16 protein-coding genes and 1 riboswitch are annotated in these 17,661 nt (G+C 40.5%); of the genes, 5 read left to right on the top strand and 11 right to left on the bottom strand.

The genetic code is table 11. The features are described from left to right. Positions 1–68: 68 nt before the first annotated feature. Positions 69–1,445: a nucleotide 5'-monophosphate nucleosidase PpnN gene (ppnN, locus tag GYM74_RS11115; RefSeq protein WP_220218273.1), complete on the bottom strand. Its 1,377-nt coding sequence runs from the start codon at positions 1,443–1,445 to the stop codon at positions 69–71. Positions 1,446–1,669: 224 nt separating this feature from the next. Here ppnN and GYM74_RS11110 point away from each other — a divergent pair, with 224 nt between their 5' ends. From GYM74_RS11110 to moaA, 3 genes are all read left to right on the top strand, one after another. Next, a complete protein-coding gene (locus GYM74_RS11110) occupies positions 1,670–2,413 on the top strand; it encodes a hypothetical protein (protein ID WP_220218272.1) in 744 nt (247 codons plus the stop codon). A gap of 32 nt (positions 2,414–2,445) precedes the next feature. Continuing rightward, entirely contained in the window at positions 2,446–3,450 is a 1,005-nt protein-coding gene (locus tag GYM74_RS11105) for a hypothetical protein (protein WP_220218271.1), read from the top strand. 32 nt (positions 3,451–3,482) lie between these two features. Beyond that, positions 3,483–3,608: riboswitch (molybdenum cofactor riboswitch) on the top strand. Next, on the top strand, positions 3,601–4,575 hold the full coding sequence (gene moaA / locus GYM74_RS11100; RefSeq protein ID WP_220218270.1) for a GTP 3',8-cyclase MoaA: 975 nt from the start codon (positions 3,601–3,603) through the stop codon (positions 4,573–4,575). Its footprint overlaps the riboswitch before it by 8 nt. Here moaA and gluQRS read toward each other — a convergent pair. The 3 genes from gluQRS to folK form a co-directional block, all read right to left on the bottom strand. Then, positions 4,555–5,451, bottom strand: a complete 897-nt coding sequence (gene gluQRS, locus GYM74_RS11095) for a tRNA glutamyl-Q(34) synthetase GluQRS (protein WP_220218269.1) — start codon at positions 5,449–5,451, stop codon at positions 4,555–4,557. The two genes, moaA and gluQRS, sit on opposite strands and share 21 nt — an antisense overlap. 38 nt (positions 5,452–5,489) lie before the next feature. Then, positions 5,490–5,945: an RNA polymerase-binding protein DksA gene (gene dksA / locus GYM74_RS11090; protein WP_220218268.1), complete on the bottom strand. Its 456-nt coding sequence runs from the start codon at positions 5,943–5,945 to the stop codon at positions 5,490–5,492. A 135-nt stretch (positions 5,946–6,080) separates the two neighbouring features. Continuing rightward, complete coding sequence (gene folK, locus GYM74_RS11085) at positions 6,081–6,566, bottom strand: 2-amino-4-hydroxy-6-hydroxymethyldihydropteridine diphosphokinase (RefSeq protein WP_220218267.1); 486 nt, start codon at positions 6,564–6,566, stop codon at positions 6,081–6,083. A 172-nt stretch (positions 6,567–6,738) separates the two neighbouring features. Between folK and GYM74_RS11080 the strand changes: the two genes are divergently transcribed. Continuing rightward, positions 6,739–8,091, top strand: coding sequence for an MmgE/PrpD family protein (locus tag GYM74_RS11080; RefSeq protein ID WP_220218266.1), 1,353 nt, complete (start codon positions 6,739–6,741; stop codon positions 8,089–8,091). Between the two features lie 55 nt (positions 8,092–8,146). Here GYM74_RS11080 and GYM74_RS11075 read toward each other — a convergent pair whose 3' ends face one another. The 7 genes from GYM74_RS11075 to syd all read right to left on the bottom strand — a co-directional run bounded on the left by GYM74_RS11075 (position 8,147) and on the right by syd (position 15,746). Beyond that, on the bottom strand, positions 8,147–8,899 hold the full coding sequence (locus tag GYM74_RS11075) for an amino acid ABC transporter ATP-binding protein (protein ID WP_220218265.1): 753 nt from the start codon (positions 8,897–8,899) through the stop codon (positions 8,147–8,149). A 12-nt stretch (positions 8,900–8,911) separates the two neighbouring features. Then, positions 8,912–9,583: an amino acid ABC transporter permease gene (locus GYM74_RS11070; protein WP_220218264.1), complete on the bottom strand. Its 672-nt coding sequence runs from the start codon at positions 9,581–9,583 to the stop codon at positions 8,912–8,914. Then, the gene (locus GYM74_RS11065) at positions 9,580–10,365 is read right to left on the bottom strand and encodes an amino acid ABC transporter substrate-binding protein (RefSeq protein WP_220218263.1); all 786 of its coding nucleotides are present in this window, start codon (positions 10,363–10,365) and stop codon (positions 9,580–9,582) included. The genes GYM74_RS11070 and GYM74_RS11065 overlap by 4 nt, the downstream gene beginning before the upstream one ends. Then, the gene (locus tag GYM74_RS11060; RefSeq protein WP_220218262.1) at positions 10,353–10,886 is read right to left on the bottom strand and encodes a GNAT family N-acetyltransferase; all 534 of its coding nucleotides are present in this window, start codon (positions 10,884–10,886) and stop codon (positions 10,353–10,355) included. The genes GYM74_RS11065 and GYM74_RS11060 overlap by 13 nt, the downstream gene beginning before the upstream one ends. Beyond that, positions 10,883–12,244, bottom strand: a complete 1,362-nt coding sequence (gene purB / locus GYM74_RS11055; protein ID WP_220218261.1) for an adenylosuccinate lyase — start codon at positions 12,242–12,244, stop codon at positions 10,883–10,885. Before purB ends, GYM74_RS11060 begins: the two co-directional genes overlap by 4 nt. A gap of 1,678 nt (positions 12,245–13,922) precedes the next feature. Next, entirely contained in the window at positions 13,923–15,098 is a 1,176-nt protein-coding gene (locus GYM74_RS11050) for an amino acid aminotransferase (protein WP_220218260.1), read from the bottom strand. A gap of 108 nt (positions 15,099–15,206) precedes the next feature. After that, positions 15,207–15,746 carry a SecY-interacting protein gene (gene syd / locus GYM74_RS11045; RefSeq protein WP_220218259.1) on the bottom strand — a complete coding sequence of 180 codons (540 nt, stop codon included), beginning with the start codon at positions 15,744–15,746 and terminating at the stop codon, positions 15,207–15,209. Between the two features lie 1,216 nt (positions 15,747–16,962). Here syd and GYM74_RS11040 point away from each other — a divergent pair. After that, on the top strand, positions 16,963–17,127 hold the full coding sequence (locus GYM74_RS11040) for a hypothetical protein (protein WP_220218258.1): 165 nt from the start codon (positions 16,963–16,965) through the stop codon (positions 17,125–17,127). The last annotated feature ends 534 nt before the right edge of the window (positions 17,128–17,661 follow it).

The raw sequence follows: 17,661 nt of genomic DNA, 5'->3' as shown, positions 1-17,661 counted from the left end.
TGCTAACTACTCTGCCGACATCTTTGCTGGCAGAGTAGTGATATCATTAAAGGATATAATTAACAGGACTAATAACAGATCTCATAACATGGCTGATAAGCGCTTCCGCCCGGTAATTTCATCCGATCTTGTTTAACAAAACTGCGTAACAGATTATCCAACTGTTTCATCAGCTCACGATCTCCTTGCAACTTGTATGGACCATGTTCAGCAATTTGCTTCATGCCAAACTCTTTGACATTGCCGGCAACAATACCGGAAAAAGCACGGCGTAAGTCGGCGGCTAATAGCTCAACCGGTTGATCTTTATGTAAATTCAGCGCAGCCATATTTTCATGAATTGGCGTAAACGGATGCTGGAGTGATTCATCGATTTTCAGCAGCCAGTTAAATCCATAAGCATCGCCGGTTTTTAAGCGAGAAGATTTAACCTGTTTGACCCCTTCTTTCATAATCCGAGCGACCTTTTCCGGTGAATCAATCACAATTTGATAAAGTTGAGTCGCTTGTTCACCAAGGGTATTACGAATAAAGTCATCGATTGCCGTAAAATAATCTTCACACTCTTTTGGACCGGTTAAAATAAGCGGTAAGGTTTGATTTTTATTGGCCGGATTTAACAAAATACCCAAAATATAAAGCAGCTCTTCAGCAGTGCCCGGACCGCCTGGAAAAATCACAATACCGTGCGCGATACGGACAAACGCTTCAAGTCGTTTTTCAATATCCGGCATAATAATAAGTTCATTTACCAGTGCATTAGGTGGCTCAGCGGCAATGATTGAAGGCTCTGTCATACCAATAAATCGGCTTTCTTTATAACGTTGCTGAGCATGACCAACAGCGGCGCCTTTCATTGGGGCTTCCATAATGCCGGGTCCACAGCCAGTGCAGATATTAAGCTCACGTAGCCCTAACTGCATGCCGACTTGACGGGCATAATAGTATTCGTTTTCATTAATCGAATGCCCACCCCAACAAACAATAAGGTTAGGCTCTTCGCCAACATGTAGCGCATTGGCGTTACGCAAAATCGAAAACACAAGGTTGGTGATGTAATAGGAGAGATCTTTTTCAAGTTTCACATTGGAAACTAACTGTTTTACTGCACTAATTTGGCTGTTTAAGAAAAGAATATCACGCAACACCGCAAAAAGATTTGCCTGTATTGAGCGAATAATTTTCTTATCGACAAAAGCGCTTTCCGGGGCATCAATAAGCTCTAATTTGACCCCACGCTCTTTACTAATAACATTGACTTCAAACGATTTAAATCTATCTAAAAGTTCTTTAGTACTATCGGTTTTACTGCCGGCATTAAGTGTCGCTAATGCACAATTTCTAAATAGCTGATAGAGTTCACTATTGGCTGATTTTTTTAAAATATCAACCTCAGCTTGTGCCAGCAAATCCATTGATCCAAAAGGGCTTACTTGGGTGATCATCACAACCTCCATTTGACGGTTTTATCGACAAGGAAATCATTATATACCGAAATAGAATGAATACTAAGCAAAGCTGCAAATAACCTAAAAATATAGGGTAATAGAGTGAATGAAAAAAATTTTCTAGTTATGAAATAAATAAATCCCCTATAATAAGCAAAAAACGTTAAAAATTGTCATATTATTCAGACTACAAGGTATTAATCAAAGTTAGCGAGTTATCAATGAAAAAAGATTTTTATTTACTTAAAGGGACTGTCAGTAAGTTGAAGAAAGGAGAAAAGGACGATCAAACTCTGCTATTAATCTCATCCATTCTGGCTTTTTTTAGTTATTTATTCAAATCTCGCCCGTTGTTAAAAGGAAAATACTTCACCTGTTATGTGGGTAATCATGCGGTCGAAGGGCGAGTTAGCCTCATTGCTTTTGAAGAGGGTGACTATGTTGAAATGCTGGTCAAACCGCCACAAGACTACGATACTTATCAATGCTATGCCATTCGAATTCCAGCGCAACACATGTTGATTTTTCCCCGTTATATTGGCATGTCAACATGTGAATTTTTGAAAATAAACTTTATTTTAACTACGATTATGGTTGTGATTTGTTGTCTTGTATTTTTAATTATAAGCCTTTGCAATGATGCGTCATTGAGTTACCTGCTTAATGTAATTAAATATAGTTTTTGGGGGTGGATATTTAGCATTATTTTCATCTTCTTTGCGGCAGGTGGCGGGTACTCGTTTTTTGGTAATCAAGTTTTAGCTTCTTGGGGTTATCCAAAACCTTGGCGACATAGCGTTGCTGGCGAAACCATACGATTTAAAAAATTATATCGTGCAGGTGCCAGTGACATATTTAATGATCCGCAGACACCCGAATTTAAACCGTTAGCGCAATTTAAAGGCGAATGTGATTATTATTGTAAAACGCCAACATTACCTAACTGGCTACCAATTATTGACTAGATAGCATCAACGAATAACAAAGAAGGAATTTTATGAAATCTTGCACCACAACCTCGATTGCACATTATCAAATTATCACTGGTTATATCACGGATTTAGCTGTCTATTCATCACGAGAGACTTTTATTCAAGCCCGCCAATTAGCTGGGTGTGCGGATATTAATTTAAACTCAATCGGTTATCTCGCTGTGGTGTATAAAATCAATCAAATGATTGCTGCACAGGATTCAGCCGGCAAGGGCGATACGCCAAATATTGAACAATATTACCGATTTAAATTAGGTGATAAGCTAATTGAAGGGGTTTGTAGTCGTGTTGCTTTTGCTGACGGTGATTATGTTGAGGTAGTGGTTGACCCAATTGACGGTGGTAGCTATTTTGCCTATGCGCTACGTCGACCTGCTGATCATATAATATGGATGCATCCTTATGTTATAGAGGGTACAGAAGCGAGCGTTGAAAATCCTAAAACTCGCACATCACTGATTGTAAAGGTCTTGGAGCTGATCGGCATTTCAAGTTGTATTTGGGGCTTGATACAGCTCTATTTGCAAATCTCATTGGTACCGACATCGTATCTCTTTATTTTGGGGGTAATATTGTTGCTCCCTTTAAATATATTTTGTGGCAAAAAAAAACAAGTCAACACAGGTTCACCGATCGCAGACAGGATTTATACCACTTTAGGCTATCATAATCCTAAGCAGTTTAATATTGAAAAAGAGCAAGCCTTATTCTTAAAGAAATTAGAGCAGTTAAGTGCAGATTATATAGCAAATTATCAAGGCCCATTAACCGAGGGTGAGGAAATAATAAAAGAATTTCTTGATCAATATAAAGATCAACAATCGCCTAGCGATACTGAAAGTGACAAATTAATTAAGCAATACATAAAAATTGAACAAAATGGTATGCAGTGGGTCTATCTTTATCGCTGTGCGCCGACTATACCCAATTACATCACCGTTATTCATACTGAAAGTAATAATGATGAAATTGAATCCTCTAATCAATCATCGAATAGTGATAACAATTAATTGTCCGTAGTCAATAAATAGTGTCTATGCTAGACTTAAACAAACTCTGAAGCTTTTTCACCTAAGTGAGTTTGGATTTCATATGGTGGACTAGCCGCGGTATAGCGCAGAAATGGCTATGCTTCCCGATTTGGATAAGGTGTTTGTGATATGCAATTAATGGATAATTTTCAGCGTCGATTTCAATATCTACGCTTGTCGATTACCGAGCAGTGTAATTTTCAGTGTCAATACTGTTTGCCTGACGGTTATCGCCCCAACAAAGAACATCAGTTTTTATCGCTTAATGAGATCGGTAATGTTGTCTCAACATTTACCGAACTTGGCGTGCATAAAATTCGCTTAACTGGTGGCGAGCCGACCTTACGTCGTGATTTTATTGATATTCTATCGCTGATAGCCACATATCCGAGTGTGACTGAACTGGCAATAACCACCAATGGATCACGTTTATTAAAAAATATTGCGCATTGGCAGCAAGCCGGTCTGAACGCTATTAATCTGAGTATTGATAGTTTTTCGCCACACGTGTTTAAGCTCATCACCGGGCAAGATAAATTAACTTCATTAATTTTAGGTGTTGAAAAAGCGTTAGAAGTCGGCATTAAAAAAGTTAAAATCAATACTGTATTGATGAAAAATCTTAACGATAACCTGTCTGATTACCTGATTTGGCTTAAAGATAGACCAGTTGAATTACGCTTTATTGAACTAATGGAAACTGCTGAAAGTCAGCCTTTTTTTCAACGTTATCACTTTTCCGGTCAAATGATTGAGCGGCAATTAATTGAGCAAGGTTGGCAATTACAACCCAAAGCGCCGTTATCCGGCCCGGCTAAGGTTTATGCGCATAGCGACTATCAGGGCAAGATCGGGCTGATTATGCCGTATTCAAAAGATTTTTGTAAAAGTTGTAACCGTTTGCGAGTCTCATCATTGGGTCAGTTGCATTACTGCCTATTTGGGCAAGCGGCGGTTGATTTGCGTGACCTATTGGTCAGTCCAGCGCAAAAAGCCCAACTTAAAGCTCGAATCCTCGCTTCATTAATGATAAAACCGGAAAAACATTTACTGCAAGAGCATCAGATCGGTATGTTACCAAATCTATCCTATATTGGCGGGTGATAGGCGATTTTGTTGTGGCACATCGGTTAACTGCCAGTGTTCAATCGCCCATTGCAGCAGTTCGGTTTGGCTGGCATCTCGCCAATCCGGCAAGATAGGTTGCCCTAAAAATTGTAGAGCTTGAACGGTTAACGCTGTTAAATTGTTTAAATCAATCGGTTTAGCGTGATTTTGCTTGGAAAGTTTATTTCCGTGATTATCCAACACGAGCGGTAAATGGCAGTAAGTTGGCACCGGATAGCCAAACAACTGATAAAGCGAAATTTGTTGAGCGGTAACCGGCAATAGATCCGCACCTCGCACAATTTCGCTAATGCCTTGATAATGATCATCTAACACCACAACCAAATTATAGGCAAATAGCCCGTCTTTTCGATGAATAATAAAATCTTCCTTTGCCTTAGCTGGCTCAACTGTTTGTAAACCTTGAATTTTATCTTCAAACTGAAAAATCGGATGATGTTGTGCTAAGCGAATCGCTAAAGGTTGCCCCTGACCAATGGTTAAATATCGCTGGCGACAATAATTATCATAAATACCATTTTCAAGTTGGTGAATGCGCGCACGGGTGCAGTTGCAATAATAAGCTTGCTGCTTAGCTAACAGTGAATGCAGTATATCTAAATAGCGCTCGCTACAAGCTGATTGATACAATACGCTGTCATCCCAATATAAGCCAACGGCTTCAAGTGTTTTTAATATAAGGGATGATGCCCCTTTCGCCTCACGGGGCGGGTCGATATCTTCAATCCGAACTAACCATTTACCTTGGCAAGATTTGGCTTGAAGATAGCTACCCAGAGCCGTCACCAATGAACCAAAATGAAGTGGCCCTGAAGGCGACGGGGCAAAACGACCAATATAGCGTTTAGGCATATCGGATTAATGAAGATAATTTATTGATTAAATGGGAATTATATACCCATTTGTTTTTCGCGGAGTTCTGCAAGTGTTTTACAGTCGATACATAAATCCGCTGTTGGTCTTGCTTCTAAACGACGAATACCGATTTCAATACCACAAGAGTCACAATAACCAAAATCATCGGATTCGATTTTCTTTAATGTTTTTTCAATCTTTTTGATAAGTTTTCGTTCTCTATCACGAGCACGTAATTCTAAACTGAACTCTTCTTCTTGTGTTGCCCGGTCAGCTGGATCTGGAAAATTAGCAGCCTCATCTTGCATGTGAGACACAGTTTTCCCCATTTCACCTTGAAGTTGTGAAAGCCATGCTTCTAAGATAAGTTTGAAATGTTTCAATTGCTTAGGATTCATATACTCCTCATCTTTTGCCTCTTTATAAGGCTCTAGCCCAGCAATTGAAAGTAGGCTAAGAGAAGATGTATTTAATTTTTGTTCCTTTTTCACAGCAATCCCCTTAAGTACAGATTATTTGCAAGCGCTAAACTATAGCAATAAATTAGCCTTTGGCAAATTTTTTTTAATATTTTTTTGCTGAAAAATAAATCAAAAACGACAACTATCTGTTATTAATAAAGATAATTACTTATTCCACTTTTTTATTCCATTTTCACAACATTTGGAAACTAAATCAGACAAGTTATCGTTATCAGGTAGAATAAGATCGGGTGCGATATCAAACAGCGGGTAAAGCACAAATTCTCGGTTTTTCATATGATAATGTGGAATAGTTAATCTTTCACTGTCGATGATTAAATCATCATAAAGTAAAATATCGAGATCTAACGTTCTTGCGCCCCAACGGTTATCTTTACGAACTCGCCCTTGCGATTTTTCGATCGCTTGCAGATGATCGAGTAATTCAATCGGTGATAGCGTGGTGGTCAGTTTGATAACTGCATTAAGATAATCATTTTGATCTTGCGGCCCTAAAGGTTTACTGCGATAAAAAGGCGACACCGCAGACACGCTGGAATTAGGTAACTGTTTTAACGCTGCAATAGCACGATTAGCTTGAGCAAAAGGATCATCAAGGTTGCTACCTAAAGCAATATAACAAATTGACATAATAACCGGTGACTTTATCAGATTATGATTAACGAAGGTCGAGCATTTTAACATAGAAAATCGTGATCAAACATATTTATCTAAACCGATTAAGTGATATGATTCATTAAACCTAGCCAAATAGCGTTTATTAAAAATATAAGCAGCCATTAACCCATGACGAGAACAGTCCATGAATTTAGCTCAACAATTAGCGCAGATTATCGAACAGACACCAGTAATCAGTGATCGCATTGTTATCCGTCGAGCCATTGCCGGCGTTACTGACTATTTTGCCAGTAGCTTACAAGCGCATAATGATGCAGATGCGCAAAAATTGCTGGCGTGGTTAACCGATGAAGGCGGGCACCAACGAGCATGGCTGGTTGGTCGCAAGCAGTTAGCGACTGCTCGTCAAGCGGCACTATTTAATGGTTTCCAAGCGCACTGTCTGGATTATGATGATGTCCACGCCGATGTACGAGGTCACCCTTCAGCCGTCATTTTATCTGCACTGTTTGCCAGTGTACGGTTAGATAAACCACCAACAAATATTGACGGCCGGCGCTTTTTAACCGCCTATGTGATCGGGATTGAAGTTATGGCATTGTTGGGAAAAAGTGTCAATCCCTACCATTATGAAAAAGGTTGGCATGCGACGGCCACTTTAGGCGGCATTGCCGCAACAGTCGCCATTTGCTACTTATATCAAGAACCGTTTTTAACCGAAGCTTTTGCTTTAGCGGCGACTCAAGCCGCCGGCATGCGCCTGTTAATGGGGACACCGATTAAGTTTTTACATGCCGGGCTAGCCGCTCAACAAGCATTGCAAACCGTTGAATGGTTAAGAGCGGGTTTGACTGCCGATCAAAATTTTTTAGATGAAAACCTCGGTTTTTTAGCTATTTATGGGCAGAATAATGAGCAATTGACCTTACAACAATGGGCAAAACCGTGGAAAATCGTTGAGCCCGGGCTATGGTTTAAAACCTACTCTTATTGTTCAGCGGCTGCTTACATTGCCGATGCTGGGCAATTACTTTATCAGCAGCAACAATTTAAGCCGGATAACATTGCCAACATTACCCTCTGTTTTGCGCCTCCGAAAAGCGATGCGGCGTTAATTTACCAATCCCCGACAACCGGTGAGCAGGGGCGGTTTTCCGCGGAATATATTTTAGCCTTGACGCTGCTAGGTTATCCACTTGATTTTGAACGTTTTTCACCTGAGCCGATTGCTGACAATATTGTGTCGTTAATGCAAAAAATGCAACGCCATTATCAAACGGCCAATACCTGTCATAAGTCCTCAAATCGCTATGTGGTTGTTGAAATCGAATTTTTGTGCGGTAATAAGCTTTCACAGCGGATTGATTTTCCTAAAGGATCACCACAAAATCCTTATACCAGTGAGCAGATGCGCTTAAAACTACTGCAAGCAGTCGGGGATGAGCAAAAAACCGATAACTTATTGGCCGATATTGAACAACTGGCAAACGGGTTAAGTTTAGATCAATTTTTACAGCGCCATTGGTTGACGCTGTAATCAAGCTCGGTTTTTACCTCAGTTGACGGTTAATTAACTGTGGTTAAACAGTTAACTAAATTTGAAAATCGATATCATCCGTTAATTGCCGTAAAAAGCGTTGGGTTAAGGCATTTTGGGGATTGTCGATAATTGATTTTGCTAAGCCTTCCTCAACAATAATGCCGTTAGCCATAAAGATAATCCGATCGGCCACATATTTAGCAAACTCCATTTCGTGCGTCACAATAATCATTGTGATATTTTCTTTAGCAAGTTGCAGCATCACTTGTAATACTTCGTGCACCCGCTCCGGATCGAGTGCGGAGGTTGGCTCATCAAATAACAACACTTTCGGTCTGACTGCCAGCGCTCTGGCGATAGCAATGCGTTGTTGTTGCCCGCCGGATAACGTGATCGGATATTGATTGGCATAATCAACCATGCCCACCCTTTCAAGTAACCACAGCCCTCGTTGCAACGCCTGTTTCTTATCCATTTTTTGGCCAACGATTAACGGATAAGTAATGTTTTCTAACGCCGTTTTATTTTTAAACAAGTTATAGTGTTGAAACACCATTGCCGACTGTTTACGCAATTCGGTCTCTTGCCTGTGATTATAGTGCTGACAATCAAGCGTCACCTCGCCAATTTGGATAATGCCGCTGTCGGGTTTTTCTAATAAATTTAAGCAACGCAATAAGGTGGATTTTCCCGAACCTGACGGACCAATAATTGCCACCACTTCACCTTGTTTTACATTTAGGTTAATTTCTTTTAATACTGGATTATTGGCAAACCTTTTTGATAGCTCTGATACCTTAATCATAATCCGCCTCCTTTAACGATGATATGGCTTAGTCAGTTTTCGTTCTAACTGCTTTTGTAGCCACGAATAAGCGACCACAGTAAGCCAATAGACAATACCCACCGCTAAATAGGTTTCAAAATAGAGAAAAGAGTTGGCCGTTAACATCTTCCCTGCGGCAAGTAACTCTTGCACACCGACAAAAAAAGCTACTGATGAATCTTTAAGTAACGAGATAAACATATTACCGGTATTGGGCAGGGCGTTAACCATTGCTTGTGGCAATATTATGCCTCGATAAACTTGAAAGATAGTTAAACCCGATGTCAATCCCGCCTCTTTCTGACCGATATCGACCGATGCCAAACCCGCCCGAAAGATTTCGGCTAAATAGGCTGCATATTTTAGGCTAAAGCAGATAATGGCCGCCGTGGTTGCGCCCATTTGCTTTAATACCGGAAAGATTTGTGGTAATCCGTAATAGATAATAAACAGTAACACGACCGACGGTATACCACGAAATAGCGAAATAAACAGCGAAAAAATTGCATCAACAATTATTATCTTGTTATTACGCAACAGGGCGATAGCCAATCCTAAAACAATGGCAAATGATATTGAGACTATCGCAATAAAAAGCGTGACCGGCAAATACGGTAATATCTGCCCAAACACGCCAAAAAAATAGTCTATATTAAAATTCATGAGGTAATATCTTCGCCAAAATATTTAATCGATAGATTTTTCAAGGTGCCATTAGCACGTAACTTTTCTAAAGCTTGATTAAATTTTTCACGCAGTGCCTGACCTTTCTCATCTTTACTAAATGGGAACGCCACTTGTTCGATAGTGATTGGATCACCGACTAATTTAAACGGTAAATTTTTGCGTTTGATTTCGGCCAGTAAAATCGGTTTAGAATTGACATAACCGTCAACACGCTGATATTCGGTGTCATACATGGCTCCGTCCCTTGTTTCGTAAGTTTTAATGGTGATCTCATTATTCGGGAAGGCTTTTTTCAGATTGTTAATATGATTTGACCCTAAAACGCCGGCAATAGTTTTGCCGTTAAAGTCGGGCAGAGTGTTAATGGTTTGATTATCTTTATGTGTCACAATTTGGCTACCATAAAAGCTGTAAGCATTGGAAAAATCATACTTAGCTTGACGGGCTGGCGTAATGGCAACGGCATTGGCAATGGTATCTAATCGCCCCGAATCAAACTGCCCCATTAAGCCACCAAATTCAGCAATCACCCATTCAACTTGATAGCCTAACTCGTTGGCAATGGCTTGTGTTACTTCCACATCAAAACCGACTAATTTATCATCCTGCTTATAACCATTAGGATAACTTTGACCGGTTGAACCGACTTTAATAACGGTCTTTTCGGGGGCTTGAGTTTTCGATTGGTTATCGCATGCCGTTAATAAGGTTAAGCTAGCGATTAACGCTGCCGAACATAGGGTTTTTATGGTTTGCATATTTTGGTACTCCTGTTTTGCCATTCGCTGTAGCTTTGATGATTAAATATTTTTTCAAAATAGATAGTGGTGTGATCAGCGGTTAAATCGGCTTGACCAATTTCATGGTAGCCTTTTTTAATATAAATCTGTGCTAACCATGGGTGATTTGCTGCCGTGCCGAGGGTGACAGCGGGTAACTTTAGCTGGTTAATTAAAATCTGCTTTTCAACAAATTCCCATAGCGCATTGCCAAAACCTTGTCCTTTATAGTGCTGACAGGTTGCAAACCAACCTAAATGCGGTAACCCATAAGGCCCGGGATTATTGCCCCACGGAAAACGGATGCTTAACGTTGAAACTAATTGCCCCTGTTTTTCATAAACATAAACGGCATTTGAATCAATATGCCGGGCGATTTGTTCTGGCGTGACCGTTGCGGCAGCGAAATGGATCCCTAATTGCGTGGTAGCTTGATAGGCATCATGTAACAGCCGTTGATAAGCAGGAATATCGGCGTGGGTGATCAGGCGAACGCTCATGCTAATACTCCACTTTGCTCAGCATAATCGATAACCTGATCGACTTTTTCCGGTGCTAAGCCAAGATAGTTAATTGGATCGAGCCAGCTATCAAGTTCGGCTTCGCTAAATTCTTGATTTAAATTTGGATCGGCCAGTAACACGGTTTTAAACGGTTGATTTTGCTCAAACGCTCGCATCGCACATTGATAAACCAAATGATGTGCAGTCTGCTTGCCTAGCCGTTTACCTATTTCAAACATCACCTTTTCTGAAAGCAGTAAGCCATTTTGTAGAGATAAATTGGCTAACATACGATCGGCATTGACTTTCAAACCTTTAAGCACCGCTAACGCTGTTTGTAATTGTGCTGAAATATAGAGGTTAATTTCCGGCAGGGCGATCCACTCCGCTCGCCAGCTCATGGCGTCACGTTCATGTTCAACTTTCATCGATTCATGGATTAATGCCACACTTTTTAATAAAGGCGCAGTTAAACTGGCAAGGCCTTCTAAAGCTGCGGGATTGCGTTTATGGGGCATGGTGGTTGAACCGATTTTACCGTCAGAAAACGGCTCTTCCACTTCATTAATTTCAGTGCGCATTAAGTTATAAAACTCATTGCCAATTTTACCTAAACTGCCGCTGATAAGTGCCATGACTGAGGCATATTCGGAAAAGCGATCACGTGCTGCTTGCCAGCCAATATTGGGGGTATTGAGTCCTAGTCGAGATAAAGCACGTTCTTCAACTTGCGATCCCAGTTTACCGATTGAGGCATAAGTACAAATTGCGCCACTGATATTCCCCACGAGCACCCGTTGTTTGATTTCGTTTAACCGCTGTAAATGACGGACAAACTCATCAAGCCAGACTGCCAGCTTAAAACCAAAGGTCGTCGGTAACGCTTGCATACCATGGGTGCGCCCAACCATTGGTAGATATTGATACTGTTTGGCTAAACGTTTTAACTCAAGAGCGACCAGCTTGGTATCACGTTCAATAATGGAAAAAGATTGTTTTAACTGCAACACCGTTGCGGTATCGACAATATCTTGAGTGGTTGCGCCATAATGGATAAACTGACCGGCTTGACCAACTTGCTGTTGAAGGGCGTTAATGGTTGACATTAACGAGTGCTTAGCTTTAGCCGCTTGTTCGGCAATTTCTTCAAGGGATAATTGAGCGGCATTGGCTTTACTCACAATGGTTTTTGCTACATCGGCAGGAATAACACCTAATTCACCTTGCGCTTGTGCTAACGCAACTTCCACCTCAACTTGCTTTTCTAAGCGATTTTGTTCCGACCAAACCGCTCGCATTTCACTGGTACCAAAGTTATTACCTAAAACTAAAAAATCTAAAATATGTGAAGCCACCCAACAATCCTCAATAATTCTTGTTATCCTTTTGCACAATTATTAATAATTATCGAGGTATCGTCTAATAACCAGTTTGCCTATGGATATAACTAAATGGAATATTCTAAACATTAACGAAGGGATCTGTTTAAAAAGCCAACTAATCCCTGGCGGAAAGCTTAAAAAAGTTAGTGTCCGTCAAAAAGTTTCAGAAAATATAGGCGTTTAAGCAAAAAACACAAATCACTGACAAGAACTTTCAGAAAGCACCCACGTTTCAGTATAAAAACAAAAGTTTTAGATATTTCCAAAATATCCCAAAACCCATACCGTTACCTTTCCCAAAAGCAAACAAGTGCACCAGACCGCACCTTCACAAAGCGCCGACAACTGAGAGAGGTTAGCACGCCAAACAGGGATGTTTGGCGAGGCGCTGCTTTGTCCGGAACAAATCAGCGCCGGTGCGTTAAGACCGAACGAAGGCGGAGGGCAGTCGAAGACCGCTTTGGGTGGTGCTGCGAGGGGGGTTATTAGGGGGATTTCGCAAAAAATCCCCCTATTCGGACGCAGACACCAAAATGAAAATATCGACAGATTAACAGCGTCCGAAACCTGCGGACTAAAAACCCGCAATTTTTAAAGAAATAAAAACCTTGTCAAAAAGTTTCAGAAAATATAGGTGTTTAAGCAAAAACACAACCCCCTGACAAGAACTTTCAGAAAACACCCACGTTTCAGTATAAAAACAAAAGTTTTAGATATTTCCAAAATATCCCAAAACCCATACCGTTACCTTTCCCAAAAGCAAACAAATGCACCAGACCGCACCTTCACAAAGCGCCGACAACTGAGCGAGGTTAGCACGCCAAACAGGGATGTTTGGCGAGGCGCTGCTTTGTCCGGAACAAATCAGCGTCGGTGCGTTAAGACCGAACGAAGGCGGAGGGCAGTCGAAGACCGCTTTGGGTGGTGCTGCGAGGGGGTATAGGGGGATTTCGCATAAAATCCCCCTATTCGGACGCAGGCACCATAATGAAAATATCGACAGATTAACAGCGTCCGAAACCTGCGGACTAAAAACCCGCAATTTTTAAAGAAATAAAAACCTTGTCAAAAAGTTTCAGAAAATATAGGTGTTTAAGCAAAAACATAACCCCCTGACAAGAACTTTCAGAAAACACCCACGTTTCAGTATAAAAACAAAAGTTTTAGATATTTCCAAAATATCCCAAAACCCATACCGTTACCTTTCCCAAAAGCAAACAAATGCACCAGACCGCACCTTCACAAAGCGCCGACAACTGAGCGAGGTTAGCACGCCAAACAGGGATGTTTGGCGAGGCGCTGCTTTGTCCGGAACAAATCAGCGCCGGTGCGTTAAGACCGAACGAAGGCGGAGGGCAGTCGAAGACCGCTTTGGGCGGTGCTGCGAGGAGGTTATTAGGGGGATTTCGCAAAAAATCCCCCTAATTCGGACGCTGACACCATAATGAAAATATCGACAGATTAACAGCGTCCGAAACCTGCGGACTAAAAACCCGCAATTTTTAAAGAAATAAAAACCTTGTCAAAAAGTTTCAGAAAACATATACGTTTAAGTATAAAACCAGTATGGTTTTAAACTATAACGCATCTTAAAGGATGTAATCTTTACGGCTTGATAACATCAAAATATTATCAAGCCACTAGCTACGGTTTATAATACATCAACGATCGACTCACAAAGTCTGGACATATTATCCAGCGTCATACCGGCAACATTAATACGTCCGGAATTTACAATGTAAATCCCATAATTATCACGTAATTTCAGTACTTGTTCTTCACTCAGTCCGCTAAAAGAAAACATACCGTTTTGTTTTGCAATAAAACTAAAGTCTTGATTGGCACCTTTATCTTGCAGTGTTTTGACAAACAGTTGTCGCATACGGTGTATACGTTGGCGCATACTGGTTAATTCGTCGATCCACTCTTCTTTTAGTTCATCATTGTTTAAAATATAAGAGACAATTTTAGCGCCATGTGCCGGCGGATTAGAGTAATTGGCTCGAATAATCGTTTTAACTTGACTAAAGCTACGATCGGCAATTTCAGCATCAGCAGCAATTAAGGTAAATGCGCCAACCCGTTCATTGTAAAGTCCAAAGTTTTTCGAATATGAGCTGGCAATCAACAGTTCAGGATGATGATTAGCAAAAAGTCGCAATCCATAGACATCTTCTTCAATCCCTTGTCCAAATCCTTGATAAGCTAAATCAAATAGCGGTAGCCAGCCATTTTTTAGCGCTAGCTCAGAGATAGCTTGCCACTGCTCTGGTGTAGGGTCGATGCCGGTTGGATTATGGCAACAACCATGAAATAGTACCGCTTCACCAGCGGTGACAAGGTTTAAATCTTCCATTAATCCGGCAAAATCAAGTCCATGATTTTGTGCATCGTAATAACGGTATTCACGCACTTCAAGTCCGGCGGTTTGGAAAACACTGCGATGATTAGGCCATGAAGGGTTGCTTACCCAGATGCGTTTTACTTTTGTGCGGCGTGATAAAAAGTCGGCCATGATGCGTAAAGCGCCTGTTCCGCCGGGTGCTTGGGCGGTACGTGCTCGCTCCATTTCACTGCCGAAAAGCAGTTTTTGAGTTGCAAGGTTGAATAGAGGGACGCCATCAATAGGCAAATAACTTTTTGTTGTTTCTTCGTCTAATAATAGACGTTCTGCCTTTTTCACACTCTCTAAAATAGGTGTTTTGGTGGTTTCATCTTTATAAACCCCAACGCTAAGATTTATTTTGTTGGTACGTTCATCACTGTTGTAGAGATCCGCTAGTCCTAAAATGGGATCAGCTGGTGCTTGGAGTAAATATTCAAACATAATTCACCTATTTCCTTTAATGACTCTCAACGCATTATAAACACATTATTTTGTACTTTACAATTTCGTTAATGATGTTAAACCGATAAATAATTTTTAGGGGTCAACTTACGCTGCTGGCAAAACGGTTAACTTATTGAGAAAACAAGTTAAATTTTCTGCCAATGGGCGTACTTCACCGCTAATCAGGTCTTCAATTACCACTTCGCCAGTTAGGTTATTTAATGCCACAATTTCGGTACTTTCATCGGTAGCGGCAATAAATATTGTCGGTAATCGTCTTAATTTTTTTTGTTGCAATAAATGGGCGATTATATTTTGTTCAAGATTAGAGAAGTCATCATCATTCCACGCTTGGAGCAACACTAAATTTGTCTGTTCAAATTTTGCAGACATATTGCCGGCATATTGCGTGCCATAAAAAATATGGGCACTTTGTTGAAGGGTAATGCCGACCAGTTGTTCGGCAATAGCTAACGTTTTTGCCGGCTGTAGTAAAAAAGGTTGCCAGTATACCGCTAGCTGCTCTGTTTTGATTATGCAAGGTGAAGGTATGGCATGCAACTCTTCACTTTTAGGGGCGTTGTCAAACTGCTTTATCCAGCGTGTGGTAAAATCAATTAAGGCTTTTTTTTCAGGAACACTCATTAACAATCTAAATCTCTTTTATTGCTATATTATTGTCGTATTATACTGATTGTATTGCGATATACACGATAATCTTTCTCGCATCATGATAAAGTGCACCAAAATGTCAAGAAGTTTCAGAAAACATAGGTGTTTAAGAAAAAACACAACCCCTTGACAAGAACTTTCAGAAAATACCTATGTTTCAGTATAAAAACAAAAGTTTAAGATATTTCCAAAATATTCCCAAACCCTAATCCTTACCTTCCACAAAAACAAACAAGTGCACCAGACCGCACCTTCACAAAGCGCCGACAACGGAGAGAGGTTAGCACGCCAAACAAGAATGTTTAGTAAGGCGCTGCTTTGTCCGGAACAAATCAGCGCCGGTGCGTTAAGACCGAACGAAGGCGGAGGGCAGTCGAAGACCGCTTTGGGTGGTGCTGCGAGGGGGTTATTAGGGGGATTTCGCAAAAAATCCCCCTAATTCGGACGCAGACACCATAATGAAAATATCAACCAATCAACAGCGTCCGAAACCTGCAAACCAAAAAACCGCAACTTTTAACGAAATAAAAACCTTGTCAAAAACTTTCAGAAAATATAGATGTTTAAGCAAAAAACACGAAATGTTGACAAGAATTTTCAGAAAATACCCATGTTTAAGTATAAAAACAAAAGTTTAAGATATTTCCAAAATATTCCCAACCCCTAATCCTTACCTTCCACAAAAGCAAACAAGTGCACCAGACCGCACCTTCATAAATCGCCGACAACGGAGAGAGGTTAGCACGCCAAACAAGAATGTTTAGTAAGGCGCTGCTTTGTCCGGAACAAATCAGCGCCGGTGCGTTAAGACCGAACGAAGGCGGAGGGCAGTCGAAGACCGCTTTGGGTGGTGCTGCGAGGGGGTTATTAGGGGGATTTCGCATAAAATCCCCCTATTCGGACGCAGACACCAAAATGAAAATATCAACCAATCAACAACGTCCGAAACCTGCAAACCAAAAAACCGCAACTTTTAACGAAATAAAAACCTTGTCAAAAAGTTTCAGAAAACATAGGCGTTTAAGCAAAAAACACAAACCCTTGACAAGAACTTTCAGAAAATACCCATGTTTAAGTATAAAAACAAATGTTTAAGATATTTCCAAAATATTCCCAAACCCTAATCCTTACCTTCCACAAAAGCAAACAAATGCACCAACCCGCACCTTCACAAAGCGCCGACAACTGAGTGAGGTTAGCACGCCAAACAGGGATGTTTGGCGAGGCGCTGCTTTGTCCGGAACAAATCAGCGCCGGTGCGTTAAGACCGAACGAAGGCGGAGGGCAGTCGAAGACCGCTTTGGGTGGTGCTGCGAGGGGGTTATTAGGGGGATTTCGCATAAAATCCCCCTAATTCGGACGCAGACACCGTAATGAAAATATCAACCAATCAACAGCGTCCGAAACCTGCAAACCAAAAAACCGCAACTTTTAACGAAATAAAAACCTTGTCAAGAAGTTTCAGAAAACATAGGTGTTTAAGCAAAAAACACCAAATCTTGATAAGAACTTTCAGAAAATACCCACGTTTCAGTATAAAATTATCACTATAACAACCATATTGTTAATATTATCAATAGTATCTTGGCAAAATTAAAAAAAGATTGGCTAACTGTCGATAAAATAGCAAGTTTAATTTACTTGCTATCCTTCGCTGAAACGTGAATAATAAGCGGGGATAATTTTATCCGTGTAATGCAGCAATGGCGTTAGACATTACAATTTATCAAAAAATAAAATAGCGTAAGTAGAATTATTATAATTAAATAATATGTTTATTTTAAACAATCATATAAAGATTTAATTGGTTTGCCAAAAGTCGCTTACAAACCGAAGTTTGCAAATTAATCATAGCAATAATATCAATAGTAATAAGTTTAATGGTGTT

It is taken from the genome of Gilliamella sp. ESL0405 (assembly GCF_019469205.1).
In the GTDB taxonomy this organism is placed as follows: domain Bacteria; phylum Pseudomonadota; class Gammaproteobacteria; order Enterobacterales; family Orbaceae; genus Gilliamella.
The sequence above is the reverse complement of the archived record's forward strand: the minus strand, read 5'-3'. Positions and strand labels throughout refer to the sequence as shown.

Excerpts from the sequence above, each read along its gene's own strand:
- ppnN (WP_220218273.1), bottom strand. The coding sequence starts at position 1,445 with ATGATCACCCAAGTAAGCCCTTTTGGATCAATGGATTTGCTGGCACAA.
- GYM74_RS11110 (WP_220218272.1), top strand. The coding sequence starts at position 1,670 with ATGAAAAAAGATTTTTATTTACTTAAAGGGACTGTCAGTAAGTTGAAG.
- GYM74_RS11105 (WP_220218271.1), top strand. The coding sequence starts at position 2,446 with ATGAAATCTTGCACCACAACCTCGATTGCACATTATCAAATTATCACT.
- moaA (WP_220218270.1), top strand. The coding sequence starts at position 3,601 with ATGCAATTAATGGATAATTTTCAGCGTCGATTTCAATATCTACGCTTG.
- gluQRS (WP_220218269.1), bottom strand. The coding sequence starts at position 5,451 with ATGCCTAAACGCTATATTGGTCGTTTTGCCCCGTCGCCTTCAGGGCCA.
- folK (WP_220218267.1), bottom strand. The coding sequence starts at position 6,566 with ATGTCAATTTGTTATATTGCTTTAGGTAGCAACCTTGATGATCCTTTT.
- GYM74_RS11080 (WP_220218266.1), top strand. The coding sequence starts at position 6,739 with ATGAATTTAGCTCAACAATTAGCGCAGATTATCGAACAGACACCAGTA.
- GYM74_RS11075 (WP_220218265.1), bottom strand. The coding sequence starts at position 8,899 with ATGATTAAGGTATCAGAGCTATCAAAAAGGTTTGCCAATAATCCAGTA.
- GYM74_RS11070 (WP_220218264.1), bottom strand. The coding sequence starts at position 9,583 with ATGAATTTTAATATAGACTATTTTTTTGGCGTGTTTGGGCAGATATTA.
- GYM74_RS11065 (WP_220218263.1), bottom strand. The coding sequence starts at position 10,365 with ATGCAAACCATAAAAACCCTATGTTCGGCAGCGTTAATCGCTAGCTTA.
- GYM74_RS11060 (WP_220218262.1), bottom strand. The coding sequence starts at position 10,886 with ATGAGCGTTCGCCTGATCACCCACGCCGATATTCCTGCTTATCAACGG.
- GYM74_RS11050 (WP_220218260.1), bottom strand. The coding sequence starts at position 15,098 with ATGTTTGAATATTTACTCCAAGCACCAGCTGATCCCATTTTAGGACTA.
- syd (WP_220218259.1), bottom strand. The coding sequence starts at position 15,746 with ATGAGTGTTCCTGAAAAAAAAGCCTTAATTGATTTTACCACACGCTGG.